At 64.4% G+C, this 17374-nt stretch carries 17 protein-coding genes; 8 read left to right on the top strand and 9 right to left on the bottom strand.

Annotated features, from left to right (window positions below; all coding sequences use genetic code 11):
• Window positions 1-55: 55 nt before the first annotated feature.
• Window positions 56-1252 (bottom strand): DUF885 domain-containing protein, encoded by a 1197-nt coding sequence (locus tag ACWF6P_RS27730; protein ID WP_452623190.1) that lies wholly within the window; start codon window positions 1250-1252, stop codon window positions 56-58.
• A gap of 172 nt (window positions 1253-1424) precedes the next feature.
• Between ACWF6P_RS27730 and coaA the strand changes: the two genes are divergently transcribed.
• Window positions 1425-2357: a type I pantothenate kinase gene (gene coaA, locus ACWF6P_RS27725; RefSeq protein ID WP_378539526.1), complete on the top strand. Its 933-nt coding sequence runs from the start codon at window positions 1425-1427 to the stop codon at window positions 2355-2357.
• Window positions 2358-2363: 6 nt separating this feature from the next.
• Here the strand turns inward: coaA and ACWF6P_RS27720 are convergent, their stop codons facing one another.
• Window positions 2364-3131: an isoprenyl transferase gene (locus ACWF6P_RS27720; RefSeq protein WP_214885238.1), complete on the bottom strand. Its 768-nt coding sequence runs from the start codon at window positions 3129-3131 to the stop codon at window positions 2364-2366.
• A 172-nt stretch (window positions 3132-3303) separates the two neighbouring features.
• On the opposite strand from ACWF6P_RS27720, the gene trhA reads away from it, so the two are divergent.
• Complete coding sequence (trhA, locus tag ACWF6P_RS27715; RefSeq protein ID WP_452623189.1) at window positions 3304-3972, top strand: PAQR family membrane homeostasis protein TrhA; 669 nt, start codon at window positions 3304-3306, stop codon at window positions 3970-3972.
• Here the strand turns inward: trhA and ACWF6P_RS27710 are convergent.
• From ACWF6P_RS27710 to mca, 3 genes are read right to left on the bottom strand one after another with little or no spacing between them, the layout of a single operon-like run.
• Complete coding sequence (locus ACWF6P_RS27710) at window positions 3939-5966, bottom strand: thioredoxin domain-containing protein (protein ID WP_452623188.1); 2028 nt, start codon at window positions 5964-5966, stop codon at window positions 3939-3941. The genes trhA and ACWF6P_RS27710 overlap by 34 nt on opposite strands.
• A 19-nt stretch (window positions 5967-5985) precedes the next feature.
• Window positions 5986-6300, bottom strand: coding sequence for a hypothetical protein (locus ACWF6P_RS27705; RefSeq protein ID WP_007726381.1), 315 nt, complete (start codon window positions 6298-6300; stop codon window positions 5986-5988).
• Window positions 6297-7175, bottom strand: a complete 879-nt coding sequence (mca, locus tag ACWF6P_RS27700) for a mycothiol conjugate amidase Mca (protein WP_378450041.1) — start codon at window positions 7173-7175, stop codon at window positions 6297-6299. Before mca ends, ACWF6P_RS27705 begins: the two co-directional genes overlap by 4 nt.
• A gap of 279 nt (window positions 7176-7454) precedes the next feature.
• Between mca and ACWF6P_RS27695 the strand changes: the two genes are divergently transcribed.
• Window positions 7455-7880, top strand: a complete 426-nt coding sequence (locus ACWF6P_RS27695; protein ID WP_230814194.1) for a DUF4307 domain-containing protein — start codon at window positions 7455-7457, stop codon at window positions 7878-7880.
• A 226-nt stretch (window positions 7881-8106) separates the two neighbouring features.
• Window positions 8107-8601, top strand: a complete 495-nt coding sequence (greA, locus tag ACWF6P_RS27690; RefSeq protein WP_007726385.1) for a transcription elongation factor GreA — start codon at window positions 8107-8109, stop codon at window positions 8599-8601.
• Window positions 8602-8704: 103 nt separating this feature from the next.
• On the opposite strand, the gene ACWF6P_RS27685 is transcribed toward greA, so the two are convergent.
• Window positions 8705-9805 (bottom strand): C40 family peptidase, encoded by a 1101-nt coding sequence (locus tag ACWF6P_RS27685; RefSeq protein ID WP_378450024.1) that lies wholly within the window; start codon window positions 9803-9805, stop codon window positions 8705-8707.
• A gap of 205 nt (window positions 9806-10010) precedes the next feature.
• On the opposite strand from ACWF6P_RS27685, the gene ACWF6P_RS27680 reads away from it, so the two are divergent.
• Entirely contained in the window at window positions 10011-10256 is a 246-nt protein-coding gene (locus tag ACWF6P_RS27680; RefSeq protein ID WP_153211881.1) for a hypothetical protein, read from the top strand.
• The gene (locus tag ACWF6P_RS27675) at window positions 10253-11047 is read left to right on the top strand and encodes an FAD:protein FMN transferase (protein WP_452623187.1); all 795 of its coding nucleotides are present in this window, start codon (window positions 10253-10255) and stop codon (window positions 11045-11047) included. Before ACWF6P_RS27680 ends, ACWF6P_RS27675 begins: the two co-directional genes overlap by 4 nt.
• Before the next feature lie 6 nt (window positions 11048-11053).
• On the opposite strand, the gene ilvA is transcribed toward ACWF6P_RS27675, so the two are convergent.
• From ilvA to ACWF6P_RS27660, 3 genes are all read right to left on the bottom strand, one after another.
• A complete protein-coding gene (gene ilvA / locus ACWF6P_RS27670; RefSeq protein ID WP_452623246.1) occupies window positions 11054-12217 on the bottom strand; it encodes a threonine ammonia-lyase in 1164 nt (387 codons plus the stop codon).
• A 135-nt stretch (window positions 12218-12352) separates the two neighbouring features.
• Window positions 12353-13525: a cystathionine gamma-synthase gene (locus ACWF6P_RS27665; protein WP_230814198.1), complete on the bottom strand. Its 1173-nt coding sequence runs from the start codon at window positions 13523-13525 to the stop codon at window positions 12353-12355.
• 44 nt (window positions 13526-13569) lie between these two features.
• The gene (locus ACWF6P_RS27660; protein WP_230814199.1) at window positions 13570-14955 is read right to left on the bottom strand and encodes a cystathionine beta-synthase; all 1386 of its coding nucleotides are present in this window, start codon (window positions 14953-14955) and stop codon (window positions 13570-13572) included.
• Between the two features lie 80 nt (window positions 14956-15035).
• Here ACWF6P_RS27660 and ACWF6P_RS27655 point away from each other — a divergent pair, with 80 nt between their 5' ends.
• Both ACWF6P_RS27655 and ACWF6P_RS27650 read left to right on the top strand, forming a co-directional pair.
• Window positions 15036-15998, top strand: a complete 963-nt coding sequence (locus ACWF6P_RS27655) for an SGNH/GDSL hydrolase family protein (RefSeq protein WP_452623186.1) — start codon at window positions 15036-15038, stop codon at window positions 15996-15998.
• 120 nt (window positions 15999-16118) lie between these two features.
• Complete coding sequence (locus ACWF6P_RS27650) at window positions 16119-17336, top strand: acetyl-CoA C-acetyltransferase (RefSeq protein WP_019744600.1); 1218 nt, start codon at window positions 16119-16121, stop codon at window positions 17334-17336.
• The last annotated feature ends 38 nt before the right edge of the window (window positions 17337-17374 follow it).

Raw genomic sequence — 17374 nt, 5'->3', positions numbered from 1 at the left:
GCGGAAACGAATGCGTCCAGTCTACGAAGTTCGCTCCCGCCGTCTCCACCCGGCACTAGGCAGCACGCAGAGAGCTGGGAACCAGCGGCTCGTCGAGCAGCCTGCGGAAGCGTTCGGTGCGCTCTGCGCCTACCGGCACCTCGTCCAGCCAGCCCCCGAGCAACCGGTATCCCTCGACATACGTGCTGGTGTAGGCCCGCCACAGCGGTGAAGACAGGAACTTGAGCGACTGCCGCGCGCGTTCCGGCGTCGACAGCGACCACCGTTCGAGGAAGAGCGCCACGTCGTCGAGGCTGCGGCCCTCGTCGTGCAACATCAGTGCAGCATCCTGACGAACGCTCAGCAGTTGCCCCGACGCGGTGGAGAGCCGTTGCGCCTTCTCCCCGTCGAAAGACAATCCGAGATCGGCGTAGATCTCCTGCGCCCACAAACCCCAGTCCGGGCCGACTATCGCTTCGAGCGCCAGATCCGCGAGTCCTTCGGCCATGATGCACTGCGGCGTGTTGACCAGGAACAGCGTCTGCTCGAGTTGGCCGGTCCCGACCAGGCCGGCTTCCTTGCGGCAATGCTCGGTGTGATGGCCGGGGTAGGACTCGTGCGCGATCAGCCGCGGCAAGTTGGCCATGAACTGCGGCAGGTCCGAGTTGATCGCAACCTTGGAGCGGTAGTCACCGAGGTAGTAGTTGAAGCCGGACCACGGCTTGTCCCCCACCACTTCGTATTCGACGGTTTCCGACGCGGAAAGCCCGAACGTGCCGCGGACCAGATCGCGCAGCGCACTCGACATTGCCTCGACGCACTCGTTCAGTCTTGCTGCGGGGATCTCGTCGGCCTTGCGATGCGCCTGCACCCGCTGCGCCAACGGTCCCGGACCGGGGAGAACGTCACCCATCAACCGGTGAGCGTCGCTGTAGGCGTCCTCGTTTCCCTTGGCGATTCGTACGTCGAAGTACGCCTCCACCTCGTCCACGAAGCCGATGTCCTCACCCGCGAACTTGCGCCCGGAGCATTCGAGGGCGCGCAAGTGAACGTCGATGAAGTGAGCGCGCTCGGCGTTCAGACCACTTCCGGCCAGTTCGCCCCGCAATTGACGTGCCGTGCGGGCAAGTTCGCGCGGATCGGGCTTCGGGGCGCTCTCGACCTGCTTCCGCAACGCCGGGTCACCGGTGAACGCATCGACGAATCCGTCTTCGAGACGGTCGAAACCCAGTCCGAGCAGCAGATATTGGCGAACAAGTGTGTCTGGATCCATAACGACCGAGCCTAGCCGCTCGCTCCGGAATGCCACCCGGCGAAAGTCCCGGACGTGGCACCGAGCACAATCCGACTATGCACTCGGATCGTGCGCACTCGCGCCTGGCTTGCTCGCATAGCTGTTTCGTCCGCCGGGCTCCGGGTTCACTACGCGCCGGTGAGCTGGGCTGATGGCGCGTACCAACGAGTCGAGTCCCTACGTCGAGTTCGACCGCAAGCAGTGGCGGACACTGCGTAAGTCGACGCCGCTGGTGTTGACCGAGGACGAGTTGTACGGCCTGCGCGGTCTCGGCGAGCAGATCGATCTCGAAGAGGTTGCGGAGGTCTATCTCCCCCTCGCACGTCTGATCCACTTGCAGGTGGCGGCGCGCCAACGACTGTTCGCGGCGACCGCCACGTTCCTCGGTGAGAAGCATCCCGATCGTCAGGTGCCCTTCGTCATCGGTGTCGCCGGTTCGGTTGCAGTCGGAAAATCCACGACAGCTCGTGTGCTGCAAGCTCTCCTGGCCCGCTGGGATCACCATCCGCGCGTCGACCTCGTCACCACGGACGGATTCCTGTATCCGACCAAGGAACTCCAGCGTCGAGGCATCATGCACCGCAAGGGATTTCCCGAAAGCTACGATCGTCGCAAGCTGTTGCGCTTCGTCACGGAAGTCAAGTCCGGCGCGGAAGAAGTAGCGGCGCCGGTGTATTCACACACGTCGTACGACATCATCCCGGGCCAGTACCATCTGATCCGCCAGCCGGACATCCTCATCATCGAGGGCCTCAACGTCCTGCAGACCGGCCCACGTCTGATGGTCTCCGATCTGTTCGACTTCTCGATCTACGTCGACGCCCGCATCGAGGACATCGAAGCCTGGTACATCGAGCGGTTCCTCGCACTACGCAAGACGTCGTTCGCCGATCCGAACGCTCACTTTCACCACTACTCCGGCCTCTCCGACCGTGACGCGACCATCGCGGCGAAGGAGATCTGGAACTCGATCAATCACCCGAACCTGGTGGAGAACATTCTCCCCACCCGCCCTCGCGCAACCCTGGTGCTGCGCAAGGACGCCGATCACACGATCAACCGGCTCCGACTGCGCAAGCTCTGAGACGACTCAGGCGCCGAACCGGCGGTGGCGCGCCGCGTAGTCACGCAGGGCCCGCAGAAAGTCGACTCGGCGGAACTCGGGCCAGTACGCCTCGGTGAACCATATCTCCGAATAGGCGCTCTGCCACAACAGGAATCCGGAGAGCCGCTGCTCGCCGGAGGTGCGGATCACCAGATCCGGATCGGGCTGCCCCGACGTGTAGAGGTGGCCGTCGATGCCGTCGACCGTGACGGCCTGGATCAGTTCGTCTCCGCTCAGACCTTCACCGATCTTGTCGCGTAGGAGCGATTGGACGGCGTCGGCGATCTCCTGCCGCCCGCCGTATCCGATCGCGACGTTGACATGCGTTCCGGTTCGGCCACTTGTTCCGGCTGCAGCTTCCCGCAATCGCCTGGACTGCTCGGGGGGCAGAAGATCGAGGGCACCGACGATCTGCACGCTCCAGTTCTTGCCGGGCCCGGAGATCTCTTCGACGACGTCGGTGATGATCTCGAGGAGGGTGTCCAACTCTTCCGGTTCGCGGCGCAGGTTCTCGGTCGAGAGCAGATAGATGGTTGCCATCTCGATTCCGGCGGCGTCGCACCATTCCAGCAATTCGGCGATCTTGAGTGCGCCCATGCGGTGCCCGTGACTGACATCGGTGAAGCCGTTCTCGCGAGCCCATCGCCGGTTTCCGTCACACATAACGGCTACGTGCCGCGGGTGCGCGAGACCGTCGAGATGACTGAGGAGCCGTCGCTCGTAGATGCTGTACAGCAGTCCGCGCAGATTCACCGTGACATCACCATGGTGTCAAAGACTACGCCCGGCAGTGACAGCCACATGCGAGCGCCGTCACGCTTTTTGTACGCGTCGAAAACCCGCAGGTAGGTTATGCTACTGGTGCGTAACCTACGGTACCGTAGGTTACGCGGTTCGCAACAGCACGGAACGAGAGGGGTTGCACATGACGGCATTCGGGCTCGACGAGCTTCCGGTCAAACCACGCATGCGCGGTTGGATCCACCTGTGGGCGCTCGGTGTCTCCGTCGTGGCGGGCATCGTTCTCGTGTCCGTGGCGGGCGCTCAGGTAGGCGCCAAGGCGGCCTGGGCAACCGCGATCTACAGCATCACGATCTGCGGCCTCTTCGGCATCAGCGCGACGTATCACCGCATCCAGTGGCAGACGGTCAAGGGCCGTACGTGGATGAAGCGTGCGGACCATTCGATGATCTTTCTCTTCATCGCCGGCAGCTACACACCGTTCGCCATGCTCGGCCTCCCCACCGACACCGGCAAGATCATTCTTGCGATCGTGTGGGCCGGTGCGCTCGCCGGCGTAGCGCTCAAGATGCTCTGGCCCACCGCCCCGAAATGGGTGGGAGTCCCGCTCTACCTGATCCTCGGCTGGGCGATCGTCCCAGTGGTCGGCGAACTGACACACCAGGTCGGTGTGGCGCCGATGGTGCTACTTCTCGTCGGCGGAATCTTCTACAGCGTCGGCGCAATTCTGTACGCGACCAAATGGCCCAACCCGTGGCCCACGACCTTCGGTCACCACGAGTTCTTCCATGCCGCGACGGTCGTCGCGGCGATCTGCCACTACATCGCGGTATGGCTCGTCGTGTTCAACTGACTCGCCAGTTCCACCGCCGTCGTCACCGGCCGATCGCACACGAATCCCCGGCAGATGTACGCGGCTTCACCACCGTCGACAAGGGGTCGATCGGCAAGCAGCGGTGAAGAATCCGGCGCTCCGCCCACCACCACCGCACCACCGGGGGCAAGCCGGCGGGCGGCGGCCAACAGCGAGCCTTCGCCGACCACGGCCACCTGTATCGGCCCACGCAACGACGCTTCTGCCACCGCGAGCCAGTGTCCCGCCGACCGCGGCGCACGCTCGAGCGGCAGCGTGGCCCTCGCCATCGCGTCCGCCGCGGCCTGGGCGTAACGAGAGGAGCGCTCGGCGCCGGTCAACGCCGCTGCGGTCAACAGAGCCTCGGCGACGCTCGACGCACCGGAAGGCGTCGCGCCGTCCAACGGGTCTCGGGGCCGGGTGACGAGAGACTCCGCGAAATCGGCTGTGTCGAACCAGCTTCCCGGCTCGGCCGGATCGGCGAAATGATCGAGAGTGACGTCGAGCAACTGCTGCGCCGCATCAAGCCATCGCGCAGATCCCGTTGCCTGGTAGAGAGCCAGGAGGCCCGTCGCAAACGCTGCGTAATCCTCGAGCACTGCCGTCGGGGTGCCGACAGTCCCGCCGAGGGAAGCACGGCGCAGATGACCGTCTACCAGGTGAAGGTCGAGAAGAGCGCCAGCGCACTCGGCTGCCGCGTCGATCCAACCGGGCCGGTCCAGGGCAAGGCCCGCTTCCGTCAAAGCCGTGATGGTCAGCCCGTTCCAGGCAGTCACCACTTTGTCGTCGCGGCCCGGCTGTGGACGCTGAGCCCGGACGACACGGAGTGCGTCGGAGACCTTCTGCCAGCGCGACCAGTCGTCGGGGTCATGGAGCAACTGCAATACCGACGCACCCTCTTCGAAGGTTCCGGTATCGGTGACCCGGAACAACTCCGACGCCCACTGCCCGTCGTCCTCGCCGAGAATCTCGACCAGTTGCGCCGGCGTCCATACGTACGTGAGGCCTTCGACGCCGTCGGTGTCGGCATCGAGAGCCGAAGCGAAGCAACCGTTCTCGGCCAGCAAATCGGCGAGCAGGAACCCTGCGGTCTCCGCGGCGACGCGAGTGGCCAGGTCCGATCCGGTTCGCCGCGCCCAATGCGCATAGAACCGCAGGAGCAGCGCATTGTCGTAGAGCATCTTCTCGAAGTGCGGAACCACCCACTCGGCATCGACCGAGTACCGCGAGAAACCGCCACCCAACTGGTCGTAGATGCCGCCACGTGCCATTGCTTCGGCGGTGCGCTCGATGCCTCCGAGAATCTCGTTCGAACCTGTGCGCTCGAACTGTCGGAGCATTCCCTCCAGAAGTGCCGACGGCGGAAACTTCGGTGCCCCGCCGAATCCCCCGCGCGGAATGTCCTCGTCGCCGAGGATCGACAGACCCGCCGCATCCAGCAGCTCCGCATCGACGGGCGCGCCGCCGTACGGGATTCCGCCGGACGCGCGCTGAAGTTCCGTGACGATCGACTGTGCCGCGTTGTCGACCTCGTCGCGCCGATTGGTGAAGGTGTCCGCTATCGCTTCGAGAAGCTGTGTGAACGAGGGCATTCCGCCGCGAGGCGTCGGCGGGTAATACGTACCGCAGTAGAACGGTGAGCCGTCGGGAGTCAGGAAACAGGTCATCGGCCAGCCGCCCTGACCGGTCATCGCGACCGTCGCGTTCATGTAGACGGCGTCGATGTCCGGACGTTCTTCGCGGTCCACCTTCACGCAGACGAAGTTCGCGTTCATGATCGCCGCGATCTCGTCGTTCTCGAACGACTCGTGTGCCATGACGTGGCACCAGTGGCACGCCGAGTACCCGATCGAGAGGAGGATCGGCACGTTGCGCTCGCGCGCCCACTCCATCGCCTCTTCGCCCCACTGTTGCCAGTGGACCGGATTGTCGGCGTGCTGACGCAGGTAAGGGCTCGAGGACCCACCCAGGTTGTTCCGCATCCGTGGGTCCATCGTCGCTACCTCGTCCGTCTCAGGATTCTTGCTTCGGCTTCTTCTCGGTAGAGACGTTCGGTTCCGCCGGGCTCGGAGCTGTGATCGCTCCCCGGTCGGTACCTTCGTCCGCCTGCTGATCGAGTTCGGGATGATCCGGTTCGAAGGTTTCCGGCAGCTTCTTGAGCTGGCGATTCATCGACCGAACCAACAGGATCACACCGATGAGCAGCGCCAGAATGACCAGCAATCCGACCGGAGACGACTTTCCGAACTCCGGGCCGGATGGATTACTCGGGGTCTGAGCAAGAAATTGTGTGGTGCCGAGAACTACCTCGGCGGACAGAGCATTCACTTCTGAGCGTCCTCTTCGAGACCTGCGAACAGGTCGGTTTCCGGAATGGACGTGGTGACCCGCGTCTTGGCGAGCTCGAATTCCTCGGTGGGCCAGATCTTCTGCTGAATGTCGAGCGGCACAGCAAAGAACGAACCGTTGGGATCGATCTGCGTCGCGTGCGCACGCAGAGCGTCGTCACGCTGAGGAAAGTAATCGCCGCACGTGACCTGAGTGGTCACCCGGACCATCATGTCGCCACGTTCGGTCTTCCACTTCTTGAGCCAGTCCGCCATCGGGAACGGCTCACCCCGGCGCTCGTACTCCTCCTGGAAGAGTTCGAGGCGCTTACGGATGAATCCGTGCGAGTAGTAGAGCTTCTTGATCTCCCACGGCTGACCGTCCTCGGGGAAGTACTCGGGATCGGCGGCGGCTTCGTACGCAGCCATCGACACCTCGTGGCACCGGATGTGGTCCGGGTGCGGATACCCGCCGTTCTCGTCGTACGTCGTGACGACATGGGGACGGAATTCGCGAATCACCTTGACCAGAGCGCGCGTGGACTCTTCGAGCGGAACGAGGGCGAAGCACCCTTCGGGCAGCGGCGGAAGAGGGTCGCCCTCGGGGAGCCCGGAATCGACGAAACCGAGCCAGCGCTGCTTCACGCCCAGGATGCGAGCGGCCTCGGCCATCTCCTCCTGGCGGACTTCGCTGATTCGATCGCGGACGCCGGGAACGTCCATGGCCGGGTTGAGAATGTCGCCACGCTCACCCCCGGTGAGTGTCAGGACCATCACTTCGTGGCCTTCGGCTGCATAACGGGCGGTGGTGGCCGCACCCTTGCTCGACTCGTCGTCGGGATGGGCATGGACGGCCATGAGCCGGAATCCGCTCACGTGTTCGTTCACCTCAACTTCACCTGGAGCCGTTGCCGGCAGTTCACCTATTGCCGTCGCCGGCAGTCTTCGACCAACACGCTCTGTACCGCTCGAATTGCTCCGAGCCTTTGCCGTCAAACGTACCGACTGCCGTCAAACCTACCGACGGCGCGACGGGACACGTCCTCTATAGTTCCACCCGAGAGTTCCTGGCGCAGCCGTGACCCCTTCAGTAGTTCGGTGGGGCGCAGTCAGTTGCTGCACGACACGTGAACTCGAGTCTTCGAGAGCAGAGTGATGAGCAAACCGCTTCCCCAAGATCGGTACCCGAGCACTACTCGCACGGGCAGTCCCCGCAAGTGGATGGTGTGGGCTCTGACCGCTCTCGTCATCGTCGTCGGCGGCGGAATCGCGTACTACGCGTACGGAAAATTCGCAGTCAAGGAAATCGAGACCGAGACCATCTCGTTCGACATCGCCAACGACGCCACGGTGAAGATCCGCTTCACCGTCACGCGTGACGATTCGTCACGTGAAGCGATGTGCATCGTGCGCGCCCGCTCGAAGGACGGCTCCGAAACCGGTCGGCGTGAGGTCTACGTCCCGCCTTCGGAACATCAGACACTCGAGTTCAACACCGAGGTCAAGACGTCCCAGCCGCCAGGCATGGCCGACGTCTACGGCTGCAGCTTCGACGTTCCGGAGTACCTGACCAAGAGCTGACCTCGGACGCACCCACCCTGCCGGACGTTTGGCGCCGGACAGGGCGGGTAGTCATGCGTGATAGAATTGCCCGATACACGGTTCCGGGTGGAACCGTGTATTGCTGCATTGACGCAAGGTTTGACGGCAAGGCTGCACCCCTGGTGGTGCTTCTGCGTCGTTGTTCGCTGCTGTTGCAGCGATCGTCGAGGGAGCCCCCGGCTCCGACTACTAGGGAGTGATCGAGATGACCGAGACCCAGGTGACCTGGCTTACCCAGGAATCACATGACAGGCTCAAGAACGAACTCGACCAGCTCATCGCCAATCGCCCTGTCATCGCCGCCGAGATCAACGAGCGTCGCGAAGAGGGCGACCTGAAAGAGAACGGCGGCTACCACGCTGCCCGCGAAGAGCAGGGTCAGCAGGAAGCCCGCATTCGCCAGCTCCAGGAGCTGCTGAACAGCGCCAAGGTCGGCGAAGCCCCCACGCAGTCCGGTGTTGCACTGCCCGGATCCGTAGTCAAGGTCTACTACGACGGCGACGAGAGTGACACCGAGACGTTCCTCATCGCTACCCGCGAAGAAGGCGCACGTGACGCCAAGCTCGAGGTTTACTCCCCGAACTCACCGCTGGGCGGCGCATTGCTCGAAGCCAAGGTCGGCGACACGCGTGAGTACAACCTGCCCAACGGCAGCACCATGAAGGTCACGCTGCTGAGCGCGGAGCCTTACCACAGCTGATCGGCTGTACCAGCTCTGAAGAAGTACCAGCTCTGAAAAGAAGCGCCACCCGACTCGGTCGGGTGGCGCTTCTTGCTCTATCGGCGTTGCAGCTCCGGCGCACTCACACCACGCGGCGAGCCTTCATACCGGCGAAGATCGGGCCGACCTTCACGACGTCGCCGAACGTGGGTGCGTGAAGCATTTGGCCGTTGCCGACGTAGATCGCCACGTGGCCGGGTCCGCCTGCCTGCCAGTTACCGAACAACAGGTCACCGGGCTGCGCCTGGTCGAGCGGGATCTCGACGCCGACGCCCCACTGCGTCTCGGAGGTCCGTGGCAGAGTCACGCCAGTTGCCGCGTGGATCGCGTACGACGTCAAGCCCGAGCAGTCGAACCCACCCATCGACGGCCCGTTGACGTTTCCGCCGCCCCACACGTAGGGCAATCCGAGAAACTTCAGACCGGCCTCGACGACGCCGCCCACCGCAGCGGCGAGGTTGTTGTAGTCGAAGGGTGCGAGCATCAGGGCGAACGAGTCCTGCAAGGATTTGATCTGGGCGACAAACGGAGCGGCGGCCGCCTGCTCGGCGGGAACGTCGCCTGACTTGTCCGCCGGAACGCCGCCCGCTTCACGAACGGCATCGGGTCCGACGTCGTATGCCGCGAGGGCGAGGTCGACGGTATCGCCCTCGACTTCACCGGACTTCTGCCAGGACTGCGCTTGCTTCACGAGATCGCACAACCGGTAGCCGGTTGTCATCACCGGATCGGCGACGCCCAGGATGTCCATCTTCCCGTCGCCATCACCGTCTTTGCCATAGGCAGTCCACGCCGCGGTGGTGAAACGGCCAGGCCCGCGTCCACCCTCAGGTGAGATGTCGGTGTCGGGTCCGTACTTGAATCCGTTCTCGACCGAGTACAGCGAGGCGATCACCGCGGGCGTGATCTCCGAGCAGAGAGCACCGGCCTTCTTGATCCACGGTGCGAACACTGCCACCGCTCCCACGGGCGCCAACGTCGCTCCCGGAAAGTTGGAAGGTACGGAAGGCACGATTCCCTCAGGTGTGTCCTGTGTTCGCGCCGGCCCGTTCCAGGCTGCAAGTGAGACTGCAGCATTCGAAGACTCGTTCTTCTCGACTTGAGCGGGCGCGCCGAGAGTTCCACTCATCACGCCCAGTGCGGTGCCGATCGACACAGCGATCGCCAGGACACCGACTGCCATCCGAACCTCCGATAAACCTCTGAAAACCCATGTACGTGGTCGTACCCGAAACTTGTCGGTGCGAACATCTACTCTTTCGAACATGCATTCGACACGGCTAAGTCTCGCGACTCCTGTAACCAATGTCTCATTTATCTCGGTGGGCGTTACGCAAATGACTACAGACGCCAAGGCTTTTCTCAGGTTCGGCGTGCAAGCTGAGTGCATGAGCGACGATCGGCCACGACCCGCCCGGGGACGCACTACGGTGTATCGACCCGTTCGCCTCGCCCTCGCAGCCACGGCTGTGGCGGGAGCACTCGCAAGCGGCGGACTTTCTCTCGTTTCCTCTCCTACGGCCACGGCGCTCGCGCCGGACACCTCGGCTTCTCACACCAAGAATCCCGTAGCGAAGCGGCCCGTCGTGGTCGCCGGATTCGGAACCCCGGACGCCGTCTCCAACGGTTCGTGAGCACTCCGCGCTCGGCCTCCGAGTGGCTCACCTGGGGCGTGCAGGCTCGGGTCGTCGTCACTGACCCTGAAGTCCTGCCCTCCGCGGCCAGCCTGGTTCGCGGGTACCTCACCGCTGCCGACGCCGCCACCAATCGAGATCGTGCCGACTCCGAGATTCGGACCTACGTCAGCGCCGCAAGCAACGTCGAGGGCGTCGGGGTGACGCCCATGTTCGCACACTTTCTCGAGGACGCGTTGGCTGTCGCACGCTTGACCGACGGCAAACTCACCCCTACAGCCGGCTCGCCAGACCCTCACTCCTGGTGGAAGATTCGCGTCGAGAACAACCGTGTGTACAGCCCGGACGACGTCGTTCTCGATCTCTCCGCGACGGCCCGCGCCAGTTCAGCGGACCACTGCGCGGCCTCCACTGCCACGCTTCTCGGGTGCGGAGTGTTGGTCGGCCTCGGCGGCGACATCGCCGTTGCCGGCCCGGCGCCGGAAGACGGCTGGCAGATTCAGGTTCAAGACCTACCCGGGGATCCGACGTGCCAGGTAGCTCTCCCGTCCGACTGCGGCATCGCCACGGCCAGCACCGTCAAACCATTGCATCGCGAATCGACGGCGACGCCGATGTGGCGGACGGTGTCGGTGATTGCATCGTCGTGCGCCCAGGCCGCCGCACTGAGTCGTGTTGCGGTCGGCATGGGCGGATCGGCCATCGACTGGCTACATCAACTCGACGTACCCGCCAGGCTGGTCGACCAGGAGTTCCGCGTGACGGTTCTGGGCGGCTGGCCTGACGAGTAACGCGCGTCAGTTCTGCAGGCGTACTGCGTAGCCGGCACGGTCGAAGGCCGTCAGAAGTTCCGCCTTGTTGTCCGGACCACGCGTCTCGACGGTGAGGAAGACTTCCACTTCGTCGAGTGCAAGTTCGCCACCGGTACGGGAGTGGATGACGTCGACCACGCTGGCACCATTTGCCCGAACCACTTCGAGCAGTGAGACCAGCGCACCCGGCCGATCGTCGATGGTGATGTGAACGCCGAGGAACCGTCCGGCTGCCCGCAGTCCGTGTGAGATGACGTGCGTGAGCAGCAGTGGATCGATGTTGCCGCCGGACAGCACAGCGCATACCGGCCCGGTCAGTCCCAATTCCTCCGGCGAGCAGGTCATCAAGGCCGCAACGGCCGCGACGCCTGCCGGTTCGACGATCAGCTTGGCGCGTTCGAGGCATAGCAGCAGCGCTTTGGACAGCGCTTCCTCGCTGACCGTGACCACCGCGTCAACGTGTGCGGCGACCTCGGCGAACGGAACCTCGCCAGGGCAGCCCACGGCGATACCGTCCGCCATCGTCGACATCGATGCCAAGGCCGTCGGCTTCCCGGCCGCCAACGACGCCGGCCAGGCGGCCGCAGTTTCGGCCTGCACTCCGACGATGCGCACCTGCGGGCGTACAGCTTTGACTGCTGCGGCCACTCCGGCGATCAATCCACCGCCGCCTGTGGGAACGAGGATCGTGCCTACCTCGGGGAGTTGCTCGAGGATTTCCAGGCCCACCGTGCCCTGTCCCGCCACGACGTCTTCGTGGTCGAACGGGTGGACCAGGACCGCTCCGGTTCTATCCGCGAATTCGCGAGCGGCGACGAGCGCTTCGTCGACAGTCGAACCGTGCAGGTAGACCTGGGCCCCATATGCCTTGGTGGCCACCAACTTCGGCAGCGGCGCACCGGTCGGCATGAAGACCGTCGACTTGATTCCCAATTCTGTTGCAGACCACGCAACTCCCTGCGCGTGGTTGCCGGCGCTCGCCGCCACCACGCCTACGGCTCGTTCCTCGGGGGATAGATTTGCGATGCGATTGTAGGCACCGCGAGGCTTGAAAGAACCGGTGCGTTGCAGGTTTTCACATTTCAAACTCACGGCGAAGCCGGTGGTTTCAGACAACACTCGTGAGGCCACCACCGGGGTGCGGCGCATGACCGGGGCGAGAAGTTGCTGTGCAGCCTTTATCTGTTCGAGATTCACGCATGCCTCCAGAAAGTGCGCCTCCACACCCTCGTGAGGTGTGAAGGCGCACTGCAGGTTCGAATTCGAATTACCGTAGAGCGAAGATCAGGACAGTGCTTGCTCGATGTCGCCGACCAGATCGGAGGCGTCTTCGATGCCGACCGACAGGCGAACCAGATCGTCGGGAACCTCGAGCGCGGAACCGGCCGTCGAGGCGTGAGTCATCGCACCGGGGAACTCGATGAGGGATTCGACTCCGCCGAGAGATTCTGCCAGCGTGAAGATCTCGGTGCGTGAGCACAGGTCGAGAGCCGCCGCCTTGCCACCCTTGAGACGCACGGAGATCATGCCGCCGAAGCGTCGCATCTGCTTGGCCGCGACCTTGTGCGACGGGTGCGAAGCCAGGCCGGGGTAGATGACGCTGGCAACAGCGGGGTGACCGTCGAGCAATTCGACGACCTTCTCCGCATTGTCGCTGTGACGCTCCATGCGCAGCGCCAGAGTCTTGATTCCGCGCAACGTCAAGAACGCGTCGAACGGGCCGGGAACGCCGCCCGATCCGTTCTGCAGGAACGCGAAGGCCGTGTCCAGTTCCTCGTCGTTGCAGACGAGAGCGCCACCGACCACGTCGGAGTGTCCACCGATGTACTTGGTCGTGGAGTGCAGCGCGATGTCGGCACCGAGCTGCAACGGCTGCTGCAGGTACGGCGACGCGAAGGTGTTGTCCACCACGATCTTTGCGTTGCCTTCGTGGGCGACCTCGGTGAGGAGCTCGATGTCACCGATGTTGAGCAGCGGGTTCGTGGGGGTCTCGACCCAGACCAGCTTGGTGTTGGACTTCATCGCCGCGCGCACCGCATCGACGTCGGACACCGGAGCCGGGGTGTACTCGATCCCCCACTGCGTGAAGACCTTGTCGATGAGACGGAAGGTTCCGCCGTACGCGTCGTCGGGGATGACCAGGTGATCGCCGGGTCGAAGTACCGAACGGAGCAGGCAGTCGGTGGCCGCCATTCCCGAACTGAACGCTCGACCGTAGGTTCCCGATTCGAGCGCGGCGAGGTTCGCCTCGAGTGGGCGACGGGTGGGGTTACCCGTTCGCGCGTACTCGAAGCCACTGCGCATTCCACCGACGCCGTCTTGGGCGAAGGTGGAACTCGCGTAGATCGGCACGTTGACCGCACCGGTCAGCGGATCGGGTTCGTAACCCGCATGCACCGCTTTCGTGGAGAAACCCTGCCAGCTGATGTTGTCGGCCTTGCTGCGTTGCTCACTCATGGTCCCCAGCCTAATGGCGCCGGTGCCGGCGCAGGAATCCGAACTCAGGAATCCGAACTCAGGAAACCCAGGAGATCGTGGCGCGTGATGACACCGACCGGCTTGCCGTCGTCGACCACCATGAGTGCATCGGTGTCACCGAGCGCCTTCGTGGCCGCCGAGACCGGCTCGCCGGAACCGATGAGCGGGAACGGCTTGCTCATGTGCTTCTCGACGGAATCCGCAAGGTGCGCACGGCCTTCGAATACCGCGCTCAGAAGATCTCGCTCGGACACACTTCCGGCGACCTCGCCTGCCATGACCGGCGGTTCCGCACCGACGACGGGCATCTGGGACACGCCGTACTCGCGCAGGATCTCGATCGCGTCGCGCAGGGTCTCCGACGGGTGAGTGTGAACGAGGTCCGGCAGCTCGCCCGACTTGCCGCGCAGCACGTCGCCGACGGTGGGAACGTTCGTCTTGCCGTCCAGTGGGGTGCGCAGGAATCCGTACGACGCCATCCACTGATCGTTGAAGATCTTGGACAGGTAGCCGCGGCCACCGTCCGGGAGGAGGACGACGATCAGGGCGTCTGGGCCCTCGCGCTTGGCTACTTCGAGGGCGGCGACGACGGCCATACCGCAGGAACCGCCGACCAGCAGTCCCTCTTCGCGGGCGAGGCGACGCGTCATCTCGAAGGAATCGGCGTCCGAGACAGCGATGATCTCGTCCGGGATGGACGGGTCGTATGCGGTCGGCCAGAAGTCTTCGCCGACGCCTTCGACGAGGTACGGGCGACCGGTGCCGCCGGAGTAGACGGAGCCTTCGGGGTCTGCGCCGATGACCTTGACCTTGCCGCCCGAAACTTCCTTTAGGTAGCGGCCGGTGCCGGTGATGGTTCCGCCGGTGCCGACGCCCGCGACGAAGTGCGTGATCTTGCCGTCGGTGTCGGCCCAGATCTCGGGACCGGTGGTCTCGTAGTGGCTCTCCGGTCCGCCCGGGTTGGAGTACTGGTTGGGCTTCCAGGCACCGGGGATCTCACGGGTGAGGCGGTCGGAGACGCTGTAGTAGCTGTTCGGGTTGTCCGGCGCGACGGCCGTGGGGCACACGACCACCTCGGCGCCGTAGGCACGCAGGACGTTGCGCTTGTCTTCGCTGACCTTGTCGGGGCAGACGAAAACGCACTTGTATCCACGCTTTTGCGCCACGAGCGCCAAGCCGATTCCGGTGTTGCCCGAAGTCGGTTCGACGATGGTGCCGCCCGGCTTCAGTTCACCCGAAGCCTCGGCTGCGTCGATCATCTTGACGGCGATGCGGTCCTTGGAGCTACCGCCCGGGTTGAGGTACTCGACCTTGGCTGCCACCGTGCCGAAGTTTTCGCCCGTGACGGACGTGAGCTTGACGAGTGGGGTGTTGCCGATGAGGTCGACGACGTGTTCCGCGATGCGCATTCGTCCATGTTCCCAGATAGAAGAAAACGGTGCGCGCGGACGTCGGGCGAAGGCGGTGCAATCCGGCTAGATTGGCAAGTGTGAGTCGAACCGGACTGAAAGCGTCGGTGGCCACGGTGGTGGCCGGATCGAGTGCAGGCACGCTCTCCTGGTTGGGCTACAACTATCTGATGTCGCAGGCAGGTGCAGCGCGTGGGGTGATCGGTCGCAATATCGCCAAGCCACCCGAGGCGGACGGCGTCTACGCGCCCGGCGCCGACAACCCGGAACTCTGGTGGCGGGCCGTGCCCTTCGATCTCCACTTGATGATCTTCGGCGATTCGTCTGCGGCCGGCGTCGGCGCGCTGACGGCGTCGGAAGTTCCGGGTGTGCAGGTCGCGAAGCAGCTCGCGAGTGAAACCGGGAAACGAATCCGCTTGAGCACCAAGGCTATCGGCGGCGCCACCTCACGCGGATTGAGCGGGCAGGTCGACGCCATGTTCGTCGCCGGCCCTCCCCCGGACGCTGCGGTGATCCTGATCGGCGCCAACGACGTCACCGCCAAGAACGCAATTCACGCTTCGGCAAAACGCCTCGGTGACGCGGTAGGACGCTTACGCGAGAGCGGCGCCGTCGTTGTGGTCGGCACCTGCCCGGACCTGGGAGTGGTCACGGCAATCCCGCAACCTCTGCGCTCCGTGGTGCGTGAATGGGGCCATCGCCTCGCACTCGCCCAGGCCGCCGCGACCAGAAACGCCGGAGGTCATCCCGTTCCTCTAGCTGACCTGCTGGCCAAGGAATTCCTGGCCTCGCCCGACACGATGTTCTCCGCGGACCGCTTCCACCCGTCCGCGGCCGGATACGAACTCGCGGCGAAGCAGATCGTCCCGGTTCTCGCGTCGGCTCTGGGGGAGTGGCAGGGTGGCCCACTACCCGAACTCCCCCACGTCTCGGAGGCAGCGCAAGCTCGCACCGTCGCGGCCCGACTGACGGCGGCGGCAACCCAATGGAAAGCCTTCGCGCGACGCACCAAACCTGCAGGTCAGCGCCACGACGTCAACTGAGTGAGACTGCGTGACCACCATCTGGGAGTGGCAACGTAAATTGTAAGTCGAAGCTGCATTCAACTTGCCCTGCTCGACGGCGTTCAAGCCGCCCGCGAGCAGTACACAAAAGGAGTTTTCATGCCCGAGGCAGTAATCGTCTCAGCAGTACGGTCGCCCATCGGCCGCGCAATGAAGGGTTCGCTCAAGGACATCCGCCCGGATGACCTCGCAACTCAGATGGTTGCCGCCGCGTTGGCAAAGATCCCCGAGCTCGACCCCACCGAGATCGACGACCTCATGCTCGGTTGCGGCCAGCCCGCCGGTCAGTCGGGCTTCAACATCGCCCGCGTCGTCGCCGTCCAGCTCGGCTACGACTTCCTTCCCGGTGTCACGGTCAACCGTTACTGTTCCTCCTCGCTGCAGACCACCCGTATGGCTCTGCACGCCATCCGCGCAGGCGAGGGCGACGTCTTCATCTCCGCCGGCGTCGAGTCCGTCTCGAGCTTCATCACGGGCAACGCCGACGGCCTGCCCAACACGAAGAACCCGCTCTTCGACGCAGCGCAGGCTCGTAGCGCCAAGCTCGCCGAAGGCGGAGTCGCCTGGACCGATCCTCGCGAAGAGGGCCTGATCCCCGACGTGTACCTGGGCATGGGCCAGACCGCGGAGAACGTCGCTTCCGCCACCGGCATCACCCGCGAAGACCAGGACCGCTGGGCCGTTCGCAGCCAGAACCGCGCCGAGGAAGCCATCGCTCGCGGCTTCTTCGAGCGTGAGATCACCCCCGTCACCCTCGCCGACGGCACCGTCGTCTCCAAGGACGACGGCCCCCGCGCCGGCACCACCTACGAGGGCATCAGCGGCCTCAAGCCCGTCTTCCGTCCCGACGGCACCGTCACCGCGGGCAACGCCTGCCCGCTCAACGACGGCGCAGCCGCACTGGTGATCATGTCCGACACCAAGGCGAAGGCACTCGGCCTGACCCCGCTCGCCCGCATCGTCTCCACCGGCGTTTCGGGCCTGTCCCCCGAGATCATGGGCCTCGGCCCGATCCAGGCCGTCAAGAACGCCCTGAAGATCGCCGGCAAGTCGATCTCCGACATCGACCTGTTCGAGATCAACGAGGCATTCGCCGTGCAGGTCCTCGGATCCGCTCGCGAACTCGGCATCGAAGAAGACAAGCTCAACATCTCCGGTGGCGCGATCGCACTGGGCCACCCCTTCGGTATGACCGGTGCCCGCATCACCAACACCCTGATCAACAACCTGCAGGAGCAGGACAAGACCTTCGGCGTCGAGACCATGTGTGTCGGCGGCGGACAGGGCATGGCAATGGTGATCGAGCGCCTCAGCTGATCCCCTGAGCACGTCGAAAGCGGCCGCCCGGCTTCTGC

This window comes from Rhodococcus sp. NPDC055024 (genome assembly GCF_053608585.1).
Note: the sequence above shows the minus strand (reverse complement) of the source record. Positions and strands in the feature narration are given on the sequence as shown.